Annotated in this window: 14 protein-coding genes; 7 read left to right on the forward strand and 7 right to left on the reverse strand. The window is 73.0% G+C overall.

Annotated features, from left to right (window positions below; translation table 11 throughout):
• A partial coding sequence (locus STRAU_RS08100; RefSeq protein ID WP_052028994.1) for an ArsR/SmtB family transcription factor occupies positions 1 to 947 on the reverse strand: 947 nt, incomplete at its 3' end.
• Positions 948 to 1,207: 260 nt separating this feature from the next.
• On the reverse strand, positions 1,208 to 1,723 hold the full coding sequence (locus STRAU_RS08105) for a flavin reductase family protein (RefSeq protein WP_016639779.1): 516 nt from the start codon (positions 1,721 to 1,723) through the stop codon (positions 1,208 to 1,210).
• Between the two features lie 385 nt (positions 1,724 to 2,108).
• Here STRAU_RS08105 and STRAU_RS08110 point away from each other — a divergent pair, with 385 nt between their 5' ends.
• The 6 genes from STRAU_RS08110 to STRAU_RS08135 all read left to right on the forward strand — a co-directional run bounded on the left by STRAU_RS08110 (position 2,109) and on the right by STRAU_RS08135 (position 8,795).
• Positions 2,109 to 2,984, forward strand: a complete 876-nt coding sequence (locus STRAU_RS08110; protein ID WP_259299852.1) for an AfsR/SARP family transcriptional regulator — start codon at positions 2,109 to 2,111, stop codon at positions 2,982 to 2,984.
• 110 nt (positions 2,985 to 3,094) lie between these two features.
• Positions 3,095 to 4,036: a TauD/TfdA family dioxygenase gene (locus STRAU_RS08115; protein ID WP_016639781.1), complete on the forward strand. Its 942-nt coding sequence runs from the start codon at positions 3,095 to 3,097 to the stop codon at positions 4,034 to 4,036.
• A 431-nt stretch (positions 4,037 to 4,467) separates the two neighbouring features.
• Positions 4,468 to 4,815, forward strand: a complete 348-nt coding sequence (locus tag STRAU_RS08120) for a DoxX family protein (RefSeq protein WP_016639782.1) — start codon at positions 4,468 to 4,470, stop codon at positions 4,813 to 4,815.
• A 224-nt stretch (positions 4,816 to 5,039) separates the two neighbouring features.
• Positions 5,040 to 6,839 carry an ABC transporter ATP-binding protein gene (locus STRAU_RS08125; RefSeq protein ID WP_016639784.1) on the forward strand — a complete coding sequence of 600 codons (1,800 nt, stop codon included), beginning with the start codon at positions 5,040 to 5,042 and terminating at the stop codon, positions 6,837 to 6,839.
• 142 nt (positions 6,840 to 6,981) lie between these two features.
• A complete protein-coding gene (locus STRAU_RS08130) occupies positions 6,982 to 7,677 on the forward strand; it encodes a response regulator (protein WP_016639785.1) in 696 nt (231 codons plus the stop codon).
• Positions 7,674 to 8,795 (forward strand): sensor histidine kinase, encoded by a 1,122-nt coding sequence (locus STRAU_RS08135; protein ID WP_037658144.1) that lies wholly within the window; start codon positions 7,674 to 7,676, stop codon positions 8,793 to 8,795. The genes STRAU_RS08130 and STRAU_RS08135 overlap by 4 nt, the downstream gene beginning before the upstream one ends.
• Before the next feature lie 18 nt (positions 8,796 to 8,813).
• Here STRAU_RS08135 and STRAU_RS08140 read toward each other — a convergent pair whose 3' ends face one another.
• Positions 8,814 to 9,656: a hypothetical protein gene (locus tag STRAU_RS08140; RefSeq protein ID WP_016639787.1), complete on the reverse strand. Its 843-nt coding sequence runs from the start codon at positions 9,654 to 9,656 to the stop codon at positions 8,814 to 8,816.
• 354 nt (positions 9,657 to 10,010) lie between these two features.
• On the opposite strand from STRAU_RS08140, the gene STRAU_RS08145 reads away from it, so the two are divergent.
• Positions 10,011 to 11,450, forward strand: a complete 1,440-nt coding sequence (locus STRAU_RS08145) for an FG-GAP-like repeat-containing protein (protein ID WP_052028995.1) — start codon at positions 10,011 to 10,013, stop codon at positions 11,448 to 11,450.
• Between the two features lie 117 nt (positions 11,451 to 11,567).
• Here the strand turns inward: STRAU_RS08145 and STRAU_RS08150 are convergent, their stop codons facing one another.
• From STRAU_RS08150 to STRAU_RS08165, 4 genes are all read right to left on the reverse strand, one after another.
• A complete protein-coding gene (locus STRAU_RS08150; RefSeq protein WP_037658151.1) occupies positions 11,568 to 12,128 on the reverse strand; it encodes a hypothetical protein in 561 nt (186 codons plus the stop codon).
• 112 nt (positions 12,129 to 12,240) lie between these two features.
• Positions 12,241 to 12,744, reverse strand: coding sequence for a hypothetical protein (locus STRAU_RS08155; RefSeq protein WP_016639791.1), 504 nt, complete (start codon positions 12,742 to 12,744; stop codon positions 12,241 to 12,243).
• A gap of 189 nt (positions 12,745 to 12,933) precedes the next feature.
• The gene (locus STRAU_RS08160; RefSeq protein ID WP_016639792.1) at positions 12,934 to 13,695 is read right to left on the reverse strand and encodes a DUF4328 domain-containing protein; all 762 of its coding nucleotides are present in this window, start codon (positions 13,693 to 13,695) and stop codon (positions 12,934 to 12,936) included.
• A gap of 91 nt (positions 13,696 to 13,786) precedes the next feature.
• Positions 13,787 to 15,406 (reverse strand): beta-N-acetylhexosaminidase, encoded by a 1,620-nt coding sequence (locus STRAU_RS08165; RefSeq protein WP_203227363.1) that lies wholly within the window; start codon positions 15,404 to 15,406, stop codon positions 13,787 to 13,789.
• Between the last annotated feature and the right edge of the window lie 291 nt (positions 15,407 to 15,697).

Raw genomic sequence — 15,697 nt, forward strand, 5'->3', positions numbered from 1 at the left:
GCCGGGACAGGGGCGTGCGGCCCGGCCGCGCCCGCGGCTTCGGGCCGCAGGGTGCCGCGTGCGGGGGCGACGCCGAGCGGGGCCGACGGGAGGGCCCTTGGGGGCGGGCCGAAGCCGTGTCCGTCGAGCAGGGCGATGCCCAGAGGTGTCGCTGTGTGCAGCACCTTGTTGCGGACGCGGCGCGTGGTGATCAGCCCGGCCTCGCGCAGCACCGAGGCGTGCTGGCTCGCCCCGGCCGCGGAGATGCCGAGCCGGGTGGCCAGCTGACTGGTGGAGCAGCCCACCCGCAGGACCCGCAGTGCCGCGGCGCGGGTGCGTCCCACCAGCGCGTTCAGCGAGGAGCGTTGCTCTCGCGGCGGTGCCCCCCAGATCCTCTCGGCACCGCGGGCATCCAGCGGTACGGCGAAGACGAGGAGCACATGGTCGTCGTGCGGGCGCGGACCGACGATCATCCCGGGCCGGTGGCTGAGGAACACGGACGGGCAGAGCACCAGGCCGCGCCCGCCCAGGCGGATGTCCTTGTCCGGGCCGCCGGGCAGGGTCAGCACGGCGTCGCGCCAGCCGATCCTCGGATGCAGCGTCGCCAGCAGCTGTTGCACGCCGCCCGACATCGCGATGCGCCCGCGGGCGTCGCACTCCGCTTGCAGGTGGCCCACCAGCCGGTCCCAGCAAGGCTCGACGGCCCGACGCCACACCTGCGGCAGCAGGCCGTCGCCGGACAGGCCCGTCCCGGCAGGGATCCGCGGGTCCTCGGGCGGAAGGGCGGCGGGCGCCGTGGCCGCCTGCGCCGGGAGGACGGCGGCGGCGTACTGCCGCCACGCGGCGGGGCAGGAGCCGCTGCCCGTGGCGAGTTGGCGCTGGGCGAGCGCGGTTTCGACGGCCGGCCCGGCCGTGGCTCTGAGGCTGACCCGAAGCAGGTCCTTGCTGCCGAAGTGGATCCTCTGCATGAACCTGCCTCTCGACGGCGCGTGGAAGGGGCGGTGTGTCCACCGGCCGACCCGCGGTGGCTGCTGCCAGGGGGGCTGCCGGTCTGTCACACGCCGTCGCAGTCGTCGAGAGGCCGGGGCGGGGGCATCGCTCCGGGCCACAAGGCGGTGTCAGTACAGGTCGGCCCTCTGCGAGGACTCTCTCAAGGCCGCCTGACACCAAGCTGATTGAGCACTGATGGGCCGGCGCCGAAGCGGCCTCATCGGCGCGGCCGGCCGGATCAGGTGGCTGCCCAGGGGCGGAACTCGCGCAGGCCGTACAGCAGGGGCGAGTGCTGCTGGTGACGGGTGATCAGCCGGGTACGGCCGAAGACCGCGACGTGGTCGCCCACCCGCTGTGTGACCGTCACCGTGCAGTCCGCGATCGAGTGCGCGTCACGTATCAGGTGGGGGCCGCCCGCCGTGGGGCCGGAGTGCCACGGTGTCATGTCGAACCGCCGGGGATCGCCGGAGGCGAACAGGACCGCGACGGACTCGGCGCGGGAGTGCAGCAGGTTGAGCGCGAAGCGCCCGCCGGCGAGGACCGCCTCCAGTGTCGGGCTTCCGTGCCGCAGACAGGCGACGAGCGTCGGGGGTGCCAGCGAGACGCTGCACACCGAGGAGCAGGTCATACCGCGCGGCAGGCCGTCCTGACCGATGGCGGTCACCACCGAGACGCCTGAGGGGAAGCCGCTCATCATGTCGCGGAACTCGTCGGGTTCGACCTCTTCGGCCGGCAGGGTTTCGTGATCGGTCATGTCTTCGGTTTCCGCCTCGGGAGTCGGACAGAATACGCGGGTACGGGGGCAGGGGCCGGTCTCTGGAAGTTTCTTCGGAGGGGGCGTGCGGCCGGGCCTGGTCCAGGTTTTGCGTCATGTGACATCGGGTGGACTCGTTATCCGGAAATGGACCCTAGGCGAGCGGATCGCGCCAGGCCACGACTTTCAGTTGTCGATGAAAGGCCGCGGTGCGCCGCCTTGGCCGGCGTTCGGCCGGGAAGGTTGACTGGGCCGTCAGATATGGCCGGAGAGTGCCCAGATCCGTCCCCGCGGACGGCGGACCCCGCCCGGAAGATGATCACGCGTACCCCGGCATCCGCGGCTGCGGTGCTGGTCAGGCGGCCTGCGCCTGCCCCCATACCAAATGAGCCGCCGTGCGTGGCGCAGATGGTATGCCCATGATCGCCCCATCAGCAGGCAGAATTCATTCGATCACTCGATCGAATCGGGAGGGGAAATCGTGCAGTTCAGGGTGCTGGGGCCGCTGGAGATAGTGAACGCCGAGAAGAAGCGTGCGATGACTTCCAGGCGGGCCGGAGGGGTGCTTGCGCTCCTGGCGTTGTCCCCGGGCAGGGCCATTCCGTTCGACCAGTTCATCGACGAACTCTGGGCGGGCCAGAGCATGGCCAATGCACGAAATGCCTTACACGCACACATCGTTCGCATCCGGCGGGCGATATCGGAAGTCAGCCCCGATGGCGGCAAGAGGCTGTGCACCACCCGCAGCGGTTATCTCCTGGACGTACCCCCCGACGCCGTGGACGTGGTCCGCTTCACCTCGCTGGCCGACGCCGGCCACGAACTGGGCATGAGCGACCCCGTCGCCGCCTGCCGGCTGCTGACCGAGGCACTGAGCCTGTGGCGCGGGCCGGCGCTGATGGAGGCACGGGACGGAGCACGCTGCCGGATCAGTGCCGCGGACCTCGAGGAGCGAAGACTCACCGTCTATGAGGACCTGACGGAGTTCCAGCTCTCCGCAGGCCTCGGACGCGTCGCCATCCCCGAGCTGCGGCAGCTGGCGGAGCAGCACATCGAACGCGAGCGCCTCACCGAGCTGTTCATGCTCGCGCTGTACCGCGAAGGCCGGCAGTCGGAGGCGCTGGCCGCCTTCCAGACGGCCCGGCGGCGGCTCACCGACGGTCTGGGGGTGGAGCCCGGCCGCTCCATGTGCCGACTGCACCAGGCGATCCTCCAGCAGGCCGAGGTACTGGGCGAGCCGCGCGGAGTCACCCGTGTCTGAAGCGTGCGGCCGGGGCCCGTACGGCGAGGCGCGGGCCACCACTTCTCCCCCCGTCGAGCGAGCGGCCGCACCGGCCGCCGACCGCACCCAGGACCTGGAGGCATGAGCCCATGACGAACCCCGACACCAGCTGGACACCACTGGACCTCAAGGCCGAGGGCGCCGGAGACGAGGACGAACTCGTCGCCCGCCTCAAAGAGATGGGCGGCGACGAGCTGACCCGGCTGCTCACCCAGGAGAAAGGCCTGGTCTTCCGCGGCTTCGGCGTCACCCCGGAGCGCCTGGACGAGATCCTTGACCTGCTGCTGCCCAACCGCCTCGCCTACGTGCACGGCAACTCCCCCCGCACCAAGGTCGGCAGCAACGTCTACACCTCCACGGAGTACCCGCAGGAGTTCACCATCTCGATGCACAACGAGATGAGCTACGCCCACGCCTGGCCGGCCCGCCTCGCCTTCTACTGCCAGATCCAGCCCGGCGGCGGCGGCGCCACCCCCGTCGTCGACGCCGCGCTGTGGCTGAACTCCCTGGACGACGAGGTCCGCGAGGCATTCGCGGACGGTGTGCGCTACCTGCAGAACCTGCACGACGGCTACGGCCTCGGCAAGAGCTGGCAGGACACTTTCGAGACCACCGACCGCAAGGACGTCGAGGCCTTCCTCGAACCGACCGGCGCGCAGTGGGAGTGGAAGGGCGACGGCGGCATCCGCATCACCTCGCTCCGCCCCGCCACCACCCGGCACCCGGTCACCGGCACGGAGGTCTGGTTCAACCAGGCCGATCAGTGGCACCCGGCCGGCCTCGGCGACGACGCCGCCGCCGCCCTCGCCCAGCTCCTGCCCGAGAACGAACTGCCGCAGAACGTGACCCTCGCCGACGGCAGCCCCATACCCGCCGCGTACGTCGCGCAGATCCGCGACCGCGGCCTGGAGCACGCCGTCAATGTCGACTGGCGCACCGGCGACCTCCTCCTGATCGACAATGTGCTGCTCGCACACGGCCGCCGCCCGTTCACCGGCGACCGCCGTGTCCTTGTCGCGATGTCGGACTGACCCGTCCCGCGCCGGGTCGCCGAACGGACGGCGGCTGCCGGGGGGTTACGGCGACGGCACGCACTGATCCCTCTCGGCGGCCCGGTGGCGCAAGGGTGGTGGTGATCACCGAACGCGGGGGGGGAGGTCGCCGGGAACACGCTGCAGGCATGGCGGGGCGTGCCCTCGCACTTCAACCGGGAGTCGGGCTTCAACCCGGCGGCGGCCATCGCTGCCACTGTGGCCGTCTCGTTGCTGTGAGGTGACGGGGCGCATGGCCAGGCGGGCAGGCCCCAGGAGCACGCCGACGCACCGGGCCGCGGGGGTACCGCGGCGTTGGCCTGTCACATCTTCCGGCGCCGGCGCGTCAGACCCATGACGGCGACCCCAGCGAGGCTGGAGGGCCGCCGCCGCAAGCGCCCGATCCGCTCCCTTGTCCCCGAGGAGTCCCCATGTCCACCACCGCCGTCGTCGTCACCGTGCTCACCGCCGCCTGGGTCGCCTTCTCCGGCTTCTCCCTGCTGCGCAGGGCCGCGTTCGTCACCGAGCCGCTGACCCAGTACGGCATCCCGCAGTCGTGGTGGACCCTGCTCGGCCTGGCCAAGACCGCCGGCGCCCTCGGCCTGCTCGTCGGCCTCGCGATACCCGCGATCGGCGTGGCCGCCGGGATCGGCCTGGTGCTGTACTTCGGCGGCGCGGTCGTCACGGTGCTGCGGGCCCGCTCGTACAAGACCGTCGCCTTCCCCGTGCTCTACCTGGCACCGGTCATCGCCGCCCTCGCGCTCGGCCACGCCGCCTGACAGCAGCCCTCCTCCCCCACGGCCGGCAGGGCGGCCGCACCCCCGCGGCGGCGGCCCGCTACGGAGCCCCCCGCGCCTCCAGCCACTCGGCGGGGGTGAACCCGACGATCGCCGGATGGCCGGAGAAATGTCCGGTCTCCAGGCTGGTGGCCCGACACCCGCGTGCTGCGACCGCTGAGACGGTGCGCCCTGCCGCGGCGGCAGCCACGTAGAAGAGGAACCCTGTGAACACCGCATCCGCCCCGGAGGCGACGGGTGCCGACTCCCCCCGCGCCCGCGAGACGCTCAAGGCCCTGTACGGATACGTCCGCCCCCACCGGTGGGCCGTCGCACTCGGCCTGCTGTTGGCGCTGGCAGGAGCCGCCGGCGGGCTGCTCCAGCCGCTGGCCACGAAGGTGCTGGTCGACCGGCTCTCGTCCGGTGACACGATCGCCGGCATCCTGCTGGCCCTGACCGTGCTGGTGCTGCTGAGCACGGTGGCCGAGGCGTTCGGCGCCTATGTGCTGGAGCGGACGGCGGAGTCGGTGGTCCTGGCCGCTCGCCGGGGCCTCATCGGCCGGCTGCTGCGGCTGCGGCTCACCGAGATGGACCGGATGCAGCCGGGCGATCTGATGTCCCGGGTGACCTCGGACACCACGCTGCTGCGGGCGGTCAGCACCCAGGCGGTGGTCAACGCCGCGACCGGGACGGTCACGCTGGTCGCGGCGGTCGTGGTGATGGCGTTCCTGGACGCCGTCCTGCTCGGCGTCACGCTCTGCGTGGTCGCGGTCGTCGGCGCCGGCATCGCCCTGGTGATGCCGAAGATCGGGCAGGCCACCGAGCGCTCGCAGGCCGCGGTCGGGGAGATGTCCACCGACCTGGAGCGGGTCTTCGGCGCGTTCCGCACGGTGAAGGCTTCCGGCGCCGAGGAGCGGGAGACCGCTCGCGTCGAGGAGTCGGCCCGGCGGGCGTGGCGCCACGGCGTGCGGAGCGCGAAGTGGGAGGCCGTGGCGGGTTCGACGGACAACCTCGCGGTCCAGCTGGCGTTCCTCGCGGTGCTCGGGGTCGGCGGGGCGCGGGTGGCGTCCGGGGAGATCCCCGTCTCCACGCTCATCGCCTTCCTGCTGTACCTCTTCTACCTGATGGAGCCGGTGTACAGGCTGGTCGAGGCCGTCTCCAGCTATCAGGAGGGCGCGGCCGCGATCTCCCGGATCACGCGGGTGGACCGCCTGCCTACGGAGCCGTCGGGCGAGGGCCGGCCGGTGCGGCCCCGGGCGGCGGGAGGCGCCGGGCGCCCGGCGTCGGTCCGCTTCGAGGACGTGTCCTTCCGCTACCGGCCCGAGCTGCCGTACATCCACCAGCGGGTGGACTTCGAGGTGCCGGGCGCCGGGATGACGGCCTTCGTCGGCCCCTCTGGAGCGGGCAAGTCGACGCTCTTCACGCTCATCGAGCGGTTCTACGAGGCGAGTGGCGGCCGGATCCTGGTCGACGGCAAGGACGTACGCCAGTGGCCGCTGGCCGAATTGCGGTCCGTCATCGGGTACGTCGAGCAGGACGCGCCGGTGCTCGCCGGCACGCTGCGGGAGAACCTGGTCCTCGCCGCGCCCGCAGCGACGGACGACGACATCCGCGCCGCCCTCGCCCGGACCAGGCTCGACACCCTCGTCGACCGTCTCCCGCACGGCCTGGACACCCTGGTCGGCCACCGCGGCTCGACCCTGTCCGGCGGCGAGCGCCAGCGCGTCGCGATCGCCCGCGCGCTGCTGCGGGGGCCCCGGCTGCTGCTCCTGGACGAGGCGACCTCGCAGCTCGACGCCGTCAACGAGCTGGCGCTGCGGGACGTCGTCGCCGAGACGGCCGCTACGACCACCGTCCTTGTGGTGGCCCACCGCCTGTCGACGGTGACGGACGCCGACCGCATCGTCGTCATGGACGCGGGCACGGTCCGCGCGGTGGGCACCCATGAGGAGCTGGTGGCCGAGGACGAGCTGTACGCGCGGCTCGCCGCGACCCAGCTCCTGACCCCGGCGGGGCGCCCCACATGAGCACGGCCACCCACCGGACGTAGTGTCGACAGCGGGCGATCACCGTACGAGCGCTTGAATGCCCTGACGGGCGGCGGTGTACGGGGTCGCCGGGAACCGAAACAGGGCAGACGAGTGCGAGGCGGCGCCGGTGATCCGGGTAGTGGTGGTGGACGACGAGGCCCTGGTGCGGTCCGGGTTCGAACTGATCCTGAACGCGTCCGACGGCATCCAGGTCGTGGCGACCGCGGAAGGAGCACAGGCCGCCGACGTGATCCGCCGCGAGGACCCGGACGTCGTGCTCCTCGACATCCGCATGCCCGACGTGGACGGTCTGACCGTACTGCGGCACATCCAGACACTGCCCGCGCCACCGTACGTGGCCATGCTGACCACCTTCGACACCGACGAGTACATTCTGACCGCACTGCGCTCAGGGGCGGCCGGCTTCCTCCTCAAGGACACCGAGCCCGAACAACTCGCCCAGCTGGTACGCACCTTGGCCGCCGGCGGGGTGGTGATGTCGCCGAAAGCCTCGCGGGCCCTGCTGCGCAGCCACCCGGGGGCGGGCGCGCCCCAGGACGCGGACGCGGCGCGGGTGCGTCTGCTCAGCGGCCGGGAACGCGACGTCCTCGTCCTGATCGCGGAGGGGCTGTCCAACGCCGACATCGGCGCCCGCGTCCATCTGAGCGCGGGCACCGTCAAGGACCACGTCAGCTCGATCCTGACCAAGCTGCGGGTCTCCAGCCGTGTCCAGGCGGCACTGCTGGCGGAGCGAGCCGGACTCCTCGGCGACAGCGGCGACGACCGCGACATTCGCGACACCCGCGACAACACGGCACGGGGCAACGGGCGATGAGCTCGGCCCGGGCGCTGTTGCGCCGCGTGCCGCCCCGGGCCGTCGACGCGGGCCTGGTGGCGCTCGCCGTGCTCGACGCCTGGCTCAACCTCTTCGGCGAGCTGACCCCCCTCGTGCTGGTCTGCGCCGTCATCGGCTGCGCGGGCCTGTTCCTGCGCAGGCGCTTCCCGCTGACCGTCTTCCTGCTGACGCTGCCGATGAGCCTCTTCATGGAGGTGGTGGTCGCCCCGTTCACCGCCCTGTACACGCTGGCCGTGGCCACCCGCAACCGCCCGCTGCTGGCCGGCTGCGCCATGCTGAACGCGGCGGCGGGCACCCTCTCCTGGCCCCTGTCCGACACGTTCTCCACCGACCGGACCTGGACGCTCATCCTGTTCGTGTACACGCTGGCCACGGCCTTCGCCCCGGTCCTGTGCGGCCAGCTCGTGCAGGCCGGGCACGACGTGGAACGCCAGCTCGCCGAGGTCGAGGAGGCCCGCGAACACGAACGCGCGCTGTACTCCCAGGCCGTCCTCGCCCGCGAACGCGCCCAGCTGGCCCGCGAGATGCACGACGTCGTCTCCCACCAGGTCAGCCTCATCGCCGTGCAGGCCGGGGCGCTGCAGGTCGCCGCCAAGGAACCCGACGCCCGCGAGGCCGCCCGCACCATCCGCTCCCTGAGCGTGAACACCCTCGACGAGCTCCGCCACATGGTCACCCTGCTCCGCGCCTCCGGCGGCAAGGAAACCGAACTCACCCCCCAGCCCACCCTCGCCGACCTCCAGCAACTGATCGCCAACAGCGGCATCGAGGCAATCCTGACCGGCGAGCTCCCGGCCGACATCAGCACGACCGCCCAACGCACCGTCTACCGCACGATCCAGGAAGCCCTCACCAACGTGCGCAAGCACGCCCCCGGCGCCCGCGCCGCGGTACTCCTGTGGCACGACGCCCACCACTTCGGCGTGATCGTCACCAACACGGCGCCCACCCGCCCTGCCGTCGCCCTGCCCAGCTCCCGCCAGGGCCTGATCGGCCTGCGCGAACGCGCCGAACTGCTCCACGGCACCTTCACCGCCGAGCCCACTCCGGAGGGCGGGTACAGGGCCGAGCTACGGGCCCCGGCCGGTACCGACTGAGACCTCCGGCGGCGCGGGTCAGACCTCGAAGAGGTCCGCCCCCGCGGGGCCGCCGCCGAGCTCGCTCGCGTCGATGGTCTGGGCCGCCGGCGGGGCGTGGGCCTCCACGGGCTTGCCGTAGTCGGACATCCGCATCGTCATCCGCTTGCCGTTCTCCTCCAAGGAGAAGGCGGTGATGTAGGGCTTGCCCTCGGCGGCGACGTATATGGCGTTGGTCTCGAGGGCGCCGTCGGCCTTCGGCTCGACGAGCGGTATGACGTGCTTGCCGTAGCGGTACGTCGCGGGGCGGGCCTGTATCTGCCCCTCGAAGCCGTCGTCGCCGGCGTCGTCCAGCTTGCCGAGCATCTCGTCGAGGTCGCACTGCGCGCCCGGCATCATCGGCCGGCCCGAGCTGCCGTCGCCCGCCGGGACCTTCAGGTACTTGCCCTTGACGAGCGCGATCCGCTCCTCGACCCTCGCCGCCACCGCCGGGCCGCGCGCCTGGGCCATCTCCCGGATCGTCTCCAGCGACTCGTCCGTGAACCGTATGTACGCGGCGCCGCCCGCGATCATGATCAGGTCGCCGCGCTGCCCGGGGCCCGCGTCGAACGTGCCCGTGCAGTTGCTGTTCCGGTCCAGGTGGAGGGCGACCTCCTGGTGCCTCCCGCCGGGGCCGTCCTCCGTGGAGTCCGCGGTCATCTCGACGTCGACGCGCAGCGAGTCCGCCGACCTGAGCAGGTCCATGCCCTCGGCCGCGAGCCGCTCGCCGCGCGCCCGGTCCGCGGGCAGCCGCTCGGTGAACGTACCGCCGCTGAGCCGCACCGGCCTGTCCTCGCTGCCGCAGGCCGTCAGCACGGACGCCAGCGAACCGGCCGCGAGCACGGCCGCCGCACCCCGCAGCCATCCGCGGCGCGTGCCGCCCCGAGTCGCGAGTGCCGCCCTCAGCCCCACAGTCCCCACCCGTCTCCGCCGGCCTTCCCGGTCCGCGCGCCCTCGCGGCGCGGTGTCGCACGCGTTCTCATGCGTTTCTCATGAACCTCTTCAATGAACCCTGCGCGGCGGCCCGTCCCGTTGTCACATCCGCGCGCTGCGGGAAACGTCACGCGAGAAATCCCCCGGCCCCGTACAACCCTTCGGCCTCGTCGACCGTCCCCCGAGCTCGTTGATTCACCAGAGGTTCACCGATGTTCAAATGGGTTCACGGAACTCACCGTTCGACCAGAGGGGTTGGGGCATTTGAGCCTGCGAAAGGCGCACCGCCGGGCGTGGCTGGCCATGGGTGCCGTCGTGCTCGGCGGCACCGGAGCCGTGGCGCTCCCGACGGCCACGGCGGCGTACGCGGCCGACGGCGACCCGGCGGCACCCACCGCCGACTTCGACCGCGACGGCACCGCGGACCTCGTCGCGGCCACGCCGCGCGCGTCCGGGTCCAAGGGGTCCGTGACCGTCGTACCGGGCGGCGCGGGCGGTCCGGCCGCCGCCGGGAAGAAGACGCTCACGCAGTCCAGTACGGGCGTACCCGGCGTGAGCGAGTCCGGTGACCGCTGGGGCGCGGCCACGGCGTGGGGCGACATCGACGGCGACGGCAACGCGGACCTCGTGATCGGCGCGCCGGGCGAGGACGACACGTCGCACAAGGACCGCGGCGCGGTGACGATGCTGTACGGCCCGGAGTTCACCTCCGGCACGGACATGCAGCTCTCCGAGGACTTCGCCTACGGCGGCGCGCAGTTCGGCTCGGCGGTCGCGGCCGGCGACTTCAACGCCGACGGCAAGGCGGACGTGTTCGCCGCCGCCACGGGCACGGGCGGCAGCTGGGCGGCCCGCTTCTCGGCGGGCCACGAGACGGCGGGCACGGTCACGTCCGGCGACGGCGCCATCGCGTACGCGGACGCCGCGTCCGGCGACTTCAACGGCGACAAGTACGCCGACGTGGCCCTCACCTACCGGGACGCGGCCGGCCAGGGCAAGGTCGTCTGGTTCAAGGGCACCCGCTCGGGCCTGAGCCGGGTGGGCACGCTGTCCGTCAGGGGCGGCCGGTCGGTCGCCGCGGGTGATGTGACCGGCGACGGCCGGGCCGACCTCGTCGTCGGCCAGCCGTACACCTCCGAGTCGGGCGCGCACGCGGGCGGCCAGGTGACCGTCGTGCCCGGTTCGGCGTCGGGTCTCTCCTCCGCCGGCGCGACGACCGTCCACCAGGCGAGCCCCGGCGTGCCGGGGGCGGCCGAGGCGGGGGACGCGCTCGGCTGGTCGGTGGCGGTGGGCGACGTCGACAAGGACGGGTACGCGGACGTCCTGGCCGGTGCCCCCGGCGAGGACATCACGCGTGCGGGGAAGTCCCGTACGGACGCGGGTACTTCGCTGCTCTTCAAGGGGACCCGGTCGGGTCTCACCGGCGCGGGCGCGCTCGCCGTCAGCCAGGACGAGCCGGACGTCCCCGGCGCCACGGAGTCCGGCGACCGCCTCGGCTCGGCGGTCACCCTGGCCGACTTCGACGGCGACGGCCGGGCCGACCTCGCGGTCGGCGCGGACGGGGAGGACTCGGGTGCGGGGACCGTGCTGCAACTGGACACCGACGGGTCGGGGGGTGTCCCGCTTAAGAGCGGGGTGTATTACGGGAGGGCGCAGTTGGGGACGCCGGAGAAGGCGCACCTGGGCGAGGTGCTGTCGCCTTAGCGCGAAGCGCTTCGCGGATGTGCGGTGTGCTTATTCTGCGGGCCGGTGGGGGCTGGTCGCGCAGTTCCCCGCGCCCCTTCAGGGCGCTTCCTGCCGCAGCGGACTCGTCACGCCCACTTACCCCGGTGCCACCCCGGACCTCCGCGACCTCGACACCACCGCGCGCAGCACCCGTCGCCCCTCGGTCGACACGTCTAGGACCTGGCGCAGGCCGCCGCCGGTGCCGCTCGTGCCGCCCAGGAGTTCCAGGACCCGTACCTGGCGCCGGAGTTCGGCGGACACCAGCGGGGACACGCCCTCGTCCCCGCCGTCCAGGAGCCGGTGGATCCGGAGCGCGGCCGCCGAGCAGGCGTCGGCCCAGGAGCGCAGGGAGTCGGCCGAGCGGGCGGCGGGGACGGCGTCGAGCATCCGCCGGGCGAGGGCGGCGGCTTCGGCGGTGCCGGGGGCCGCGTCGGGCCCCGGCCCGGCGCCGAGCGCCTCCCGTACCTCCGCCAGCGCCCCCGCCCACGCCGTGTCGTCCGCCAGGCTCACCCACAGGGGTCTGAGGGCCTGGTCGGCGCCGTCGAGCAGCGGCAGGCAGCGGTCGAGGCAGCCGAGTCCGCTCGCGGCGAGGGCGGTCTCGTCGGCCCGGGCGATCAGATCGCCCAGGTCGGAACTGGACAAAGGGCTCGTACTCATGGCGTACGCCGTCTCCCGTCGCGGACTGGGCACCTCCGCATGCCCCACTGCCCTTACTGCGCCCGGGCCCTCGGGAACGTCACTGTCACGCCACGGCGGCCGGAATTCGACGCTACTGCGGCAGCACCCCGAGCCGGTCGAGGAAGCGGAAGAAGAGTTCCTCCGCGGACGGTTCGGGGTCGGCGGTGAGGACGTCGAGGAGCGCCGCGGACCGCGCCGTCCTGCCGGACTCGGCGGCCCAGGCGACGGCGCGCTCGGCGGCGTCGCGCGGCTCCAGGAAGTAGTCCTCCACGGTCAGTCCCTCGTCGCCGAGGTAGTCGGCCATCGCGTCGCGGGCCAGACACGTCGTCCACGCGCCGCTCTCCGGCGCCGCGGCCTCGACGACCACGCAGTCGCTGTCCAGGACGTAGCCGAAGAGCGCGGGCGCCTCGGTCTCGCGGGCGAGCGTGTTCATGTTGCCGACGTCGACGGTGCCGTCGGACGGGCACTCCCAGACCTGCCATCCGTCCGGCCGCCGCTCAAGGAGCGTGAGTCTGTCCCGTGCGCCCGCCACCGCCGCGAACTCCCCGAGCGGCCGCGCGCTCCGGCCCACGACGTAGTACCCCCAGTAGCCCATCTCCGTGCCCCCGTTGTGCTCGAACCGTGCCTTCGTGCGTGCTTTCCCACGTGCCGCCGAATACACCACAGGGCGGATGCGTGCGCCACCGAAAGCACGCCGAAAGCACGGTTCGAACACAGCACTTGCGGATGATCCGCGCGTACCGCGGGCAGCCCTGGGCGTGCACGCCGACCCATCGGACACGCCCTAGGCGTGCGTGCCCGGCCCGGTCCGCGCCTTCGCGTCCTGCATCGCCGTGAGGCGGCGTACGAAGAGGATCGCGACGACGGCCGCGGCGATGTTCAGGACGTCGGAGGCCATCAGCGACACGACGGCCCGCTTGATCGCCTCGGGCTCCTCGGCGTTCGCGTACTGGCGCGACGCGATCTGCCCGAAGATCCCGGTGCAGAGCCACAGCGTCCACCAGGCGTTGAGCAGCGTCCGCTTCGGCTGCACCTCCCAGCCCGCCGGCTGCGGCGGCCCGGCGAGCGGGGCGTCCGGCGTCGCGGGAGCGCTCGCGTCCCAGATGTCGGCGGCGATCCGGCGCGGGAACCAGAGGTTCACGACCGGCACGAACCAGCCGCCCACGGCCCAGCCGCGCGCCTTGGTGTGCCCGTCGGGGGCGAACACCTCGGCGTTGACCCGCACCCGGCGGAACCAGCAGATGAAGACGACGGCGGTGGCGAGCATGCCCACCGCCTGCAGCACGCCGGACAGGCCGTAGAGCGAGTCGGCGCGGTCGGCCCGGTCCTCCGCGCCGGCGCTCCAGCCGTTGTCGATCAGGTCGCTGACGACGTCGAAGACGCCGACGCCCGCCACCAGCGAGAACACGTCGACGGCCATGCCGACGCCGAGCAGGGCCATGGTGGCGCGGGCCAGGCCGACGGGCGACTTCAGCCAGGCGGCGGGCCCGGCGGCGGGCGGCGGGGGCGGCGGCGCGACGGGCATGGTCGGCGGCGTGTACGACATGACGGAGTGACCCCCACGGGTTGGGACGCGTGACAGAAGACAGCGCCGCCCTCTCCCCTCCCCGGGTACAGGCACGGCGCGACCTGCGAACTTACCCGATTCGTCCCGCCAGCCCGACGAACTCCTGCCACGACCGCGCAGGATCCCGCTCGTCCCACAGCTTCTGTGCCGTCGCCCGCAGCGGCATGCGGATGCCGCGGGCCACCTCCTCCTGCGTCTGCGACCCCGCGAGGTCGCACCAGACGGCGAAGGTGGCGCCGAGGATCTGGCGGTCGTACGACGCGGGGACCGGCTGGGTGCCGCGCAGCACCAGCGGGGTCCACTGCTCGTAGATGCGCTGGCCCGTGGGGTAGCGGAAGTCGTTGGGCTGGCCGAGGACGTAGTAGAGGTACTCGTCGTTGTAGTTGACGACCTCGCGGCCGTCGCGCAGGTACTCGACGGGCTCGCGCGCGCCGATCTCCTTGCCGGTCCAGTAAGCGACCTCGACGCGGTCGTCCACGCTCGTGACGCCGCCGCGGAAGAACCCGTCGTTCCAGGCCCGCACCTCCCGGCCGGGCCCGACCGCCTTCGCGCGGTCGTTCAGCCACGCCGTCGCCAGGTCCTGGACGCGGGCCCCGGAGCCCAGGCGGTCCCGGGCGGCGGCCGCGAGCTGGGGGAAGGACGTCTCGGGGTCGCGCACGGTCAGCGCCTGGTACTCGTCGGCGCCGAGGTGCCAGCGTGCTCCGGGGAACAGCTCGTCGTACTCGCGCAGCAGGTCGTCGACGATCTCGGCGGCCTTCGGCTTCGAGATGTCGACGGCGCCGCGCGTGGCCGCCCCGCCGCTGTCGCGCAGTTGCAGGTCGGGGTGGGCGGCTATGACGGCGCCGAGATGCCCGGGCGAGTCGATCTCCGGTACGACGGTCATGTGCCGGTCGGCCGCGAGGTCGACGATGCGGCGGACCTGGTCCTTGGTGAGGTGGTCGGCGGAGACGACCTCGGGGTGCGAGTCGGAGGCGATGCGGAACGCCTGGTCGTCGGAGAAGTGCAGACCTATCTCGTTGTACTTGAGGTCGCCGAGCTCGCGGATCCGGTCCTCGATCCAGCCGGCGGAGAAGTGCTTGCGGGCGATGTCGATCATGAAGCCGCGGCGCGGCTTGGCGGGCTCGTCCCGCACGACGCCCTCCGGGGCGGTGCCGCCGTCGGCGACCTCCTGCTTGAGGGTGCGGGTGCCGTAGAAGACCCCGGCCTCGGCGGGCGCGGCGACACGGACGACACGGTCCTTCACCGTGAGGGTGTACGACTCGGCGCCGCCGCCCTCCTTCGGGGTCCCGGCCTTGTTCTTCGCCAGTTCCAGGCGGACGTCACCCGCGCGCGGCTCGGCCTCGCCCCCGTACTTCAGCCGCAGCTCCCCGGCGAGCAGCCGTGCCTCGTCGGCGAGGCGGCCGTCGCCCACGACGACCCGCCCGCCGTCGCCGGGCCGCCAGCCCGGGCCGCGGGCGGGTTCGTGCGCGCGCACGGCGGGGATGGTGGCGGGCGCCTCGGACAGGGCGTACGAAGGGGTGGGCTCCGGCGCGCGCGGAGCCGCCGACGAGGCCGCCCCCTTGCCGTCCGCCCGGCCCGCGTCCCCGGAACCACCGCCGGAACCGCCGCCCCCGTCGGGCCAGAACCCGACCGTGAGGGCCACGGCCCCCGCCGTGACAAGGCCCGCGCTCACGGCCAGCCGTCGTGGCATCACCGCCGACCACCCCTCTCGCCGCCACCCGGCACAGCATGGGTGGCGCGACGCGGAGAAATCAACGGAATCAACGGCTCCACACCTCCACGCTAAGCCCGCCCCGGTGGCGGCGCGCGTCCACCCAACGCCCCCAAACTCTCCCATCCGGGTGATTTCCGGGTGCCCCACGGACACCTCCGCCCCCACCCCGCTAGCGTTGCCCCAGACCTCGCTCCGGGATCCCACGCCCGTGCCGGGGTCCGGCCCGTCGCCCGCTGCTCTCCGCCGAGGAGCTCCCCTGCCGCCGCA

The sequence above is a fragment of the Streptomyces aurantiacus JA 4570 genome (assembly GCF_000414115.1).
GTDB classification, from domain to species: Bacteria; Actinomycetota; Actinomycetes; order Streptomycetales; family Streptomycetaceae; genus Streptomyces; species Streptomyces aurantiacus_A.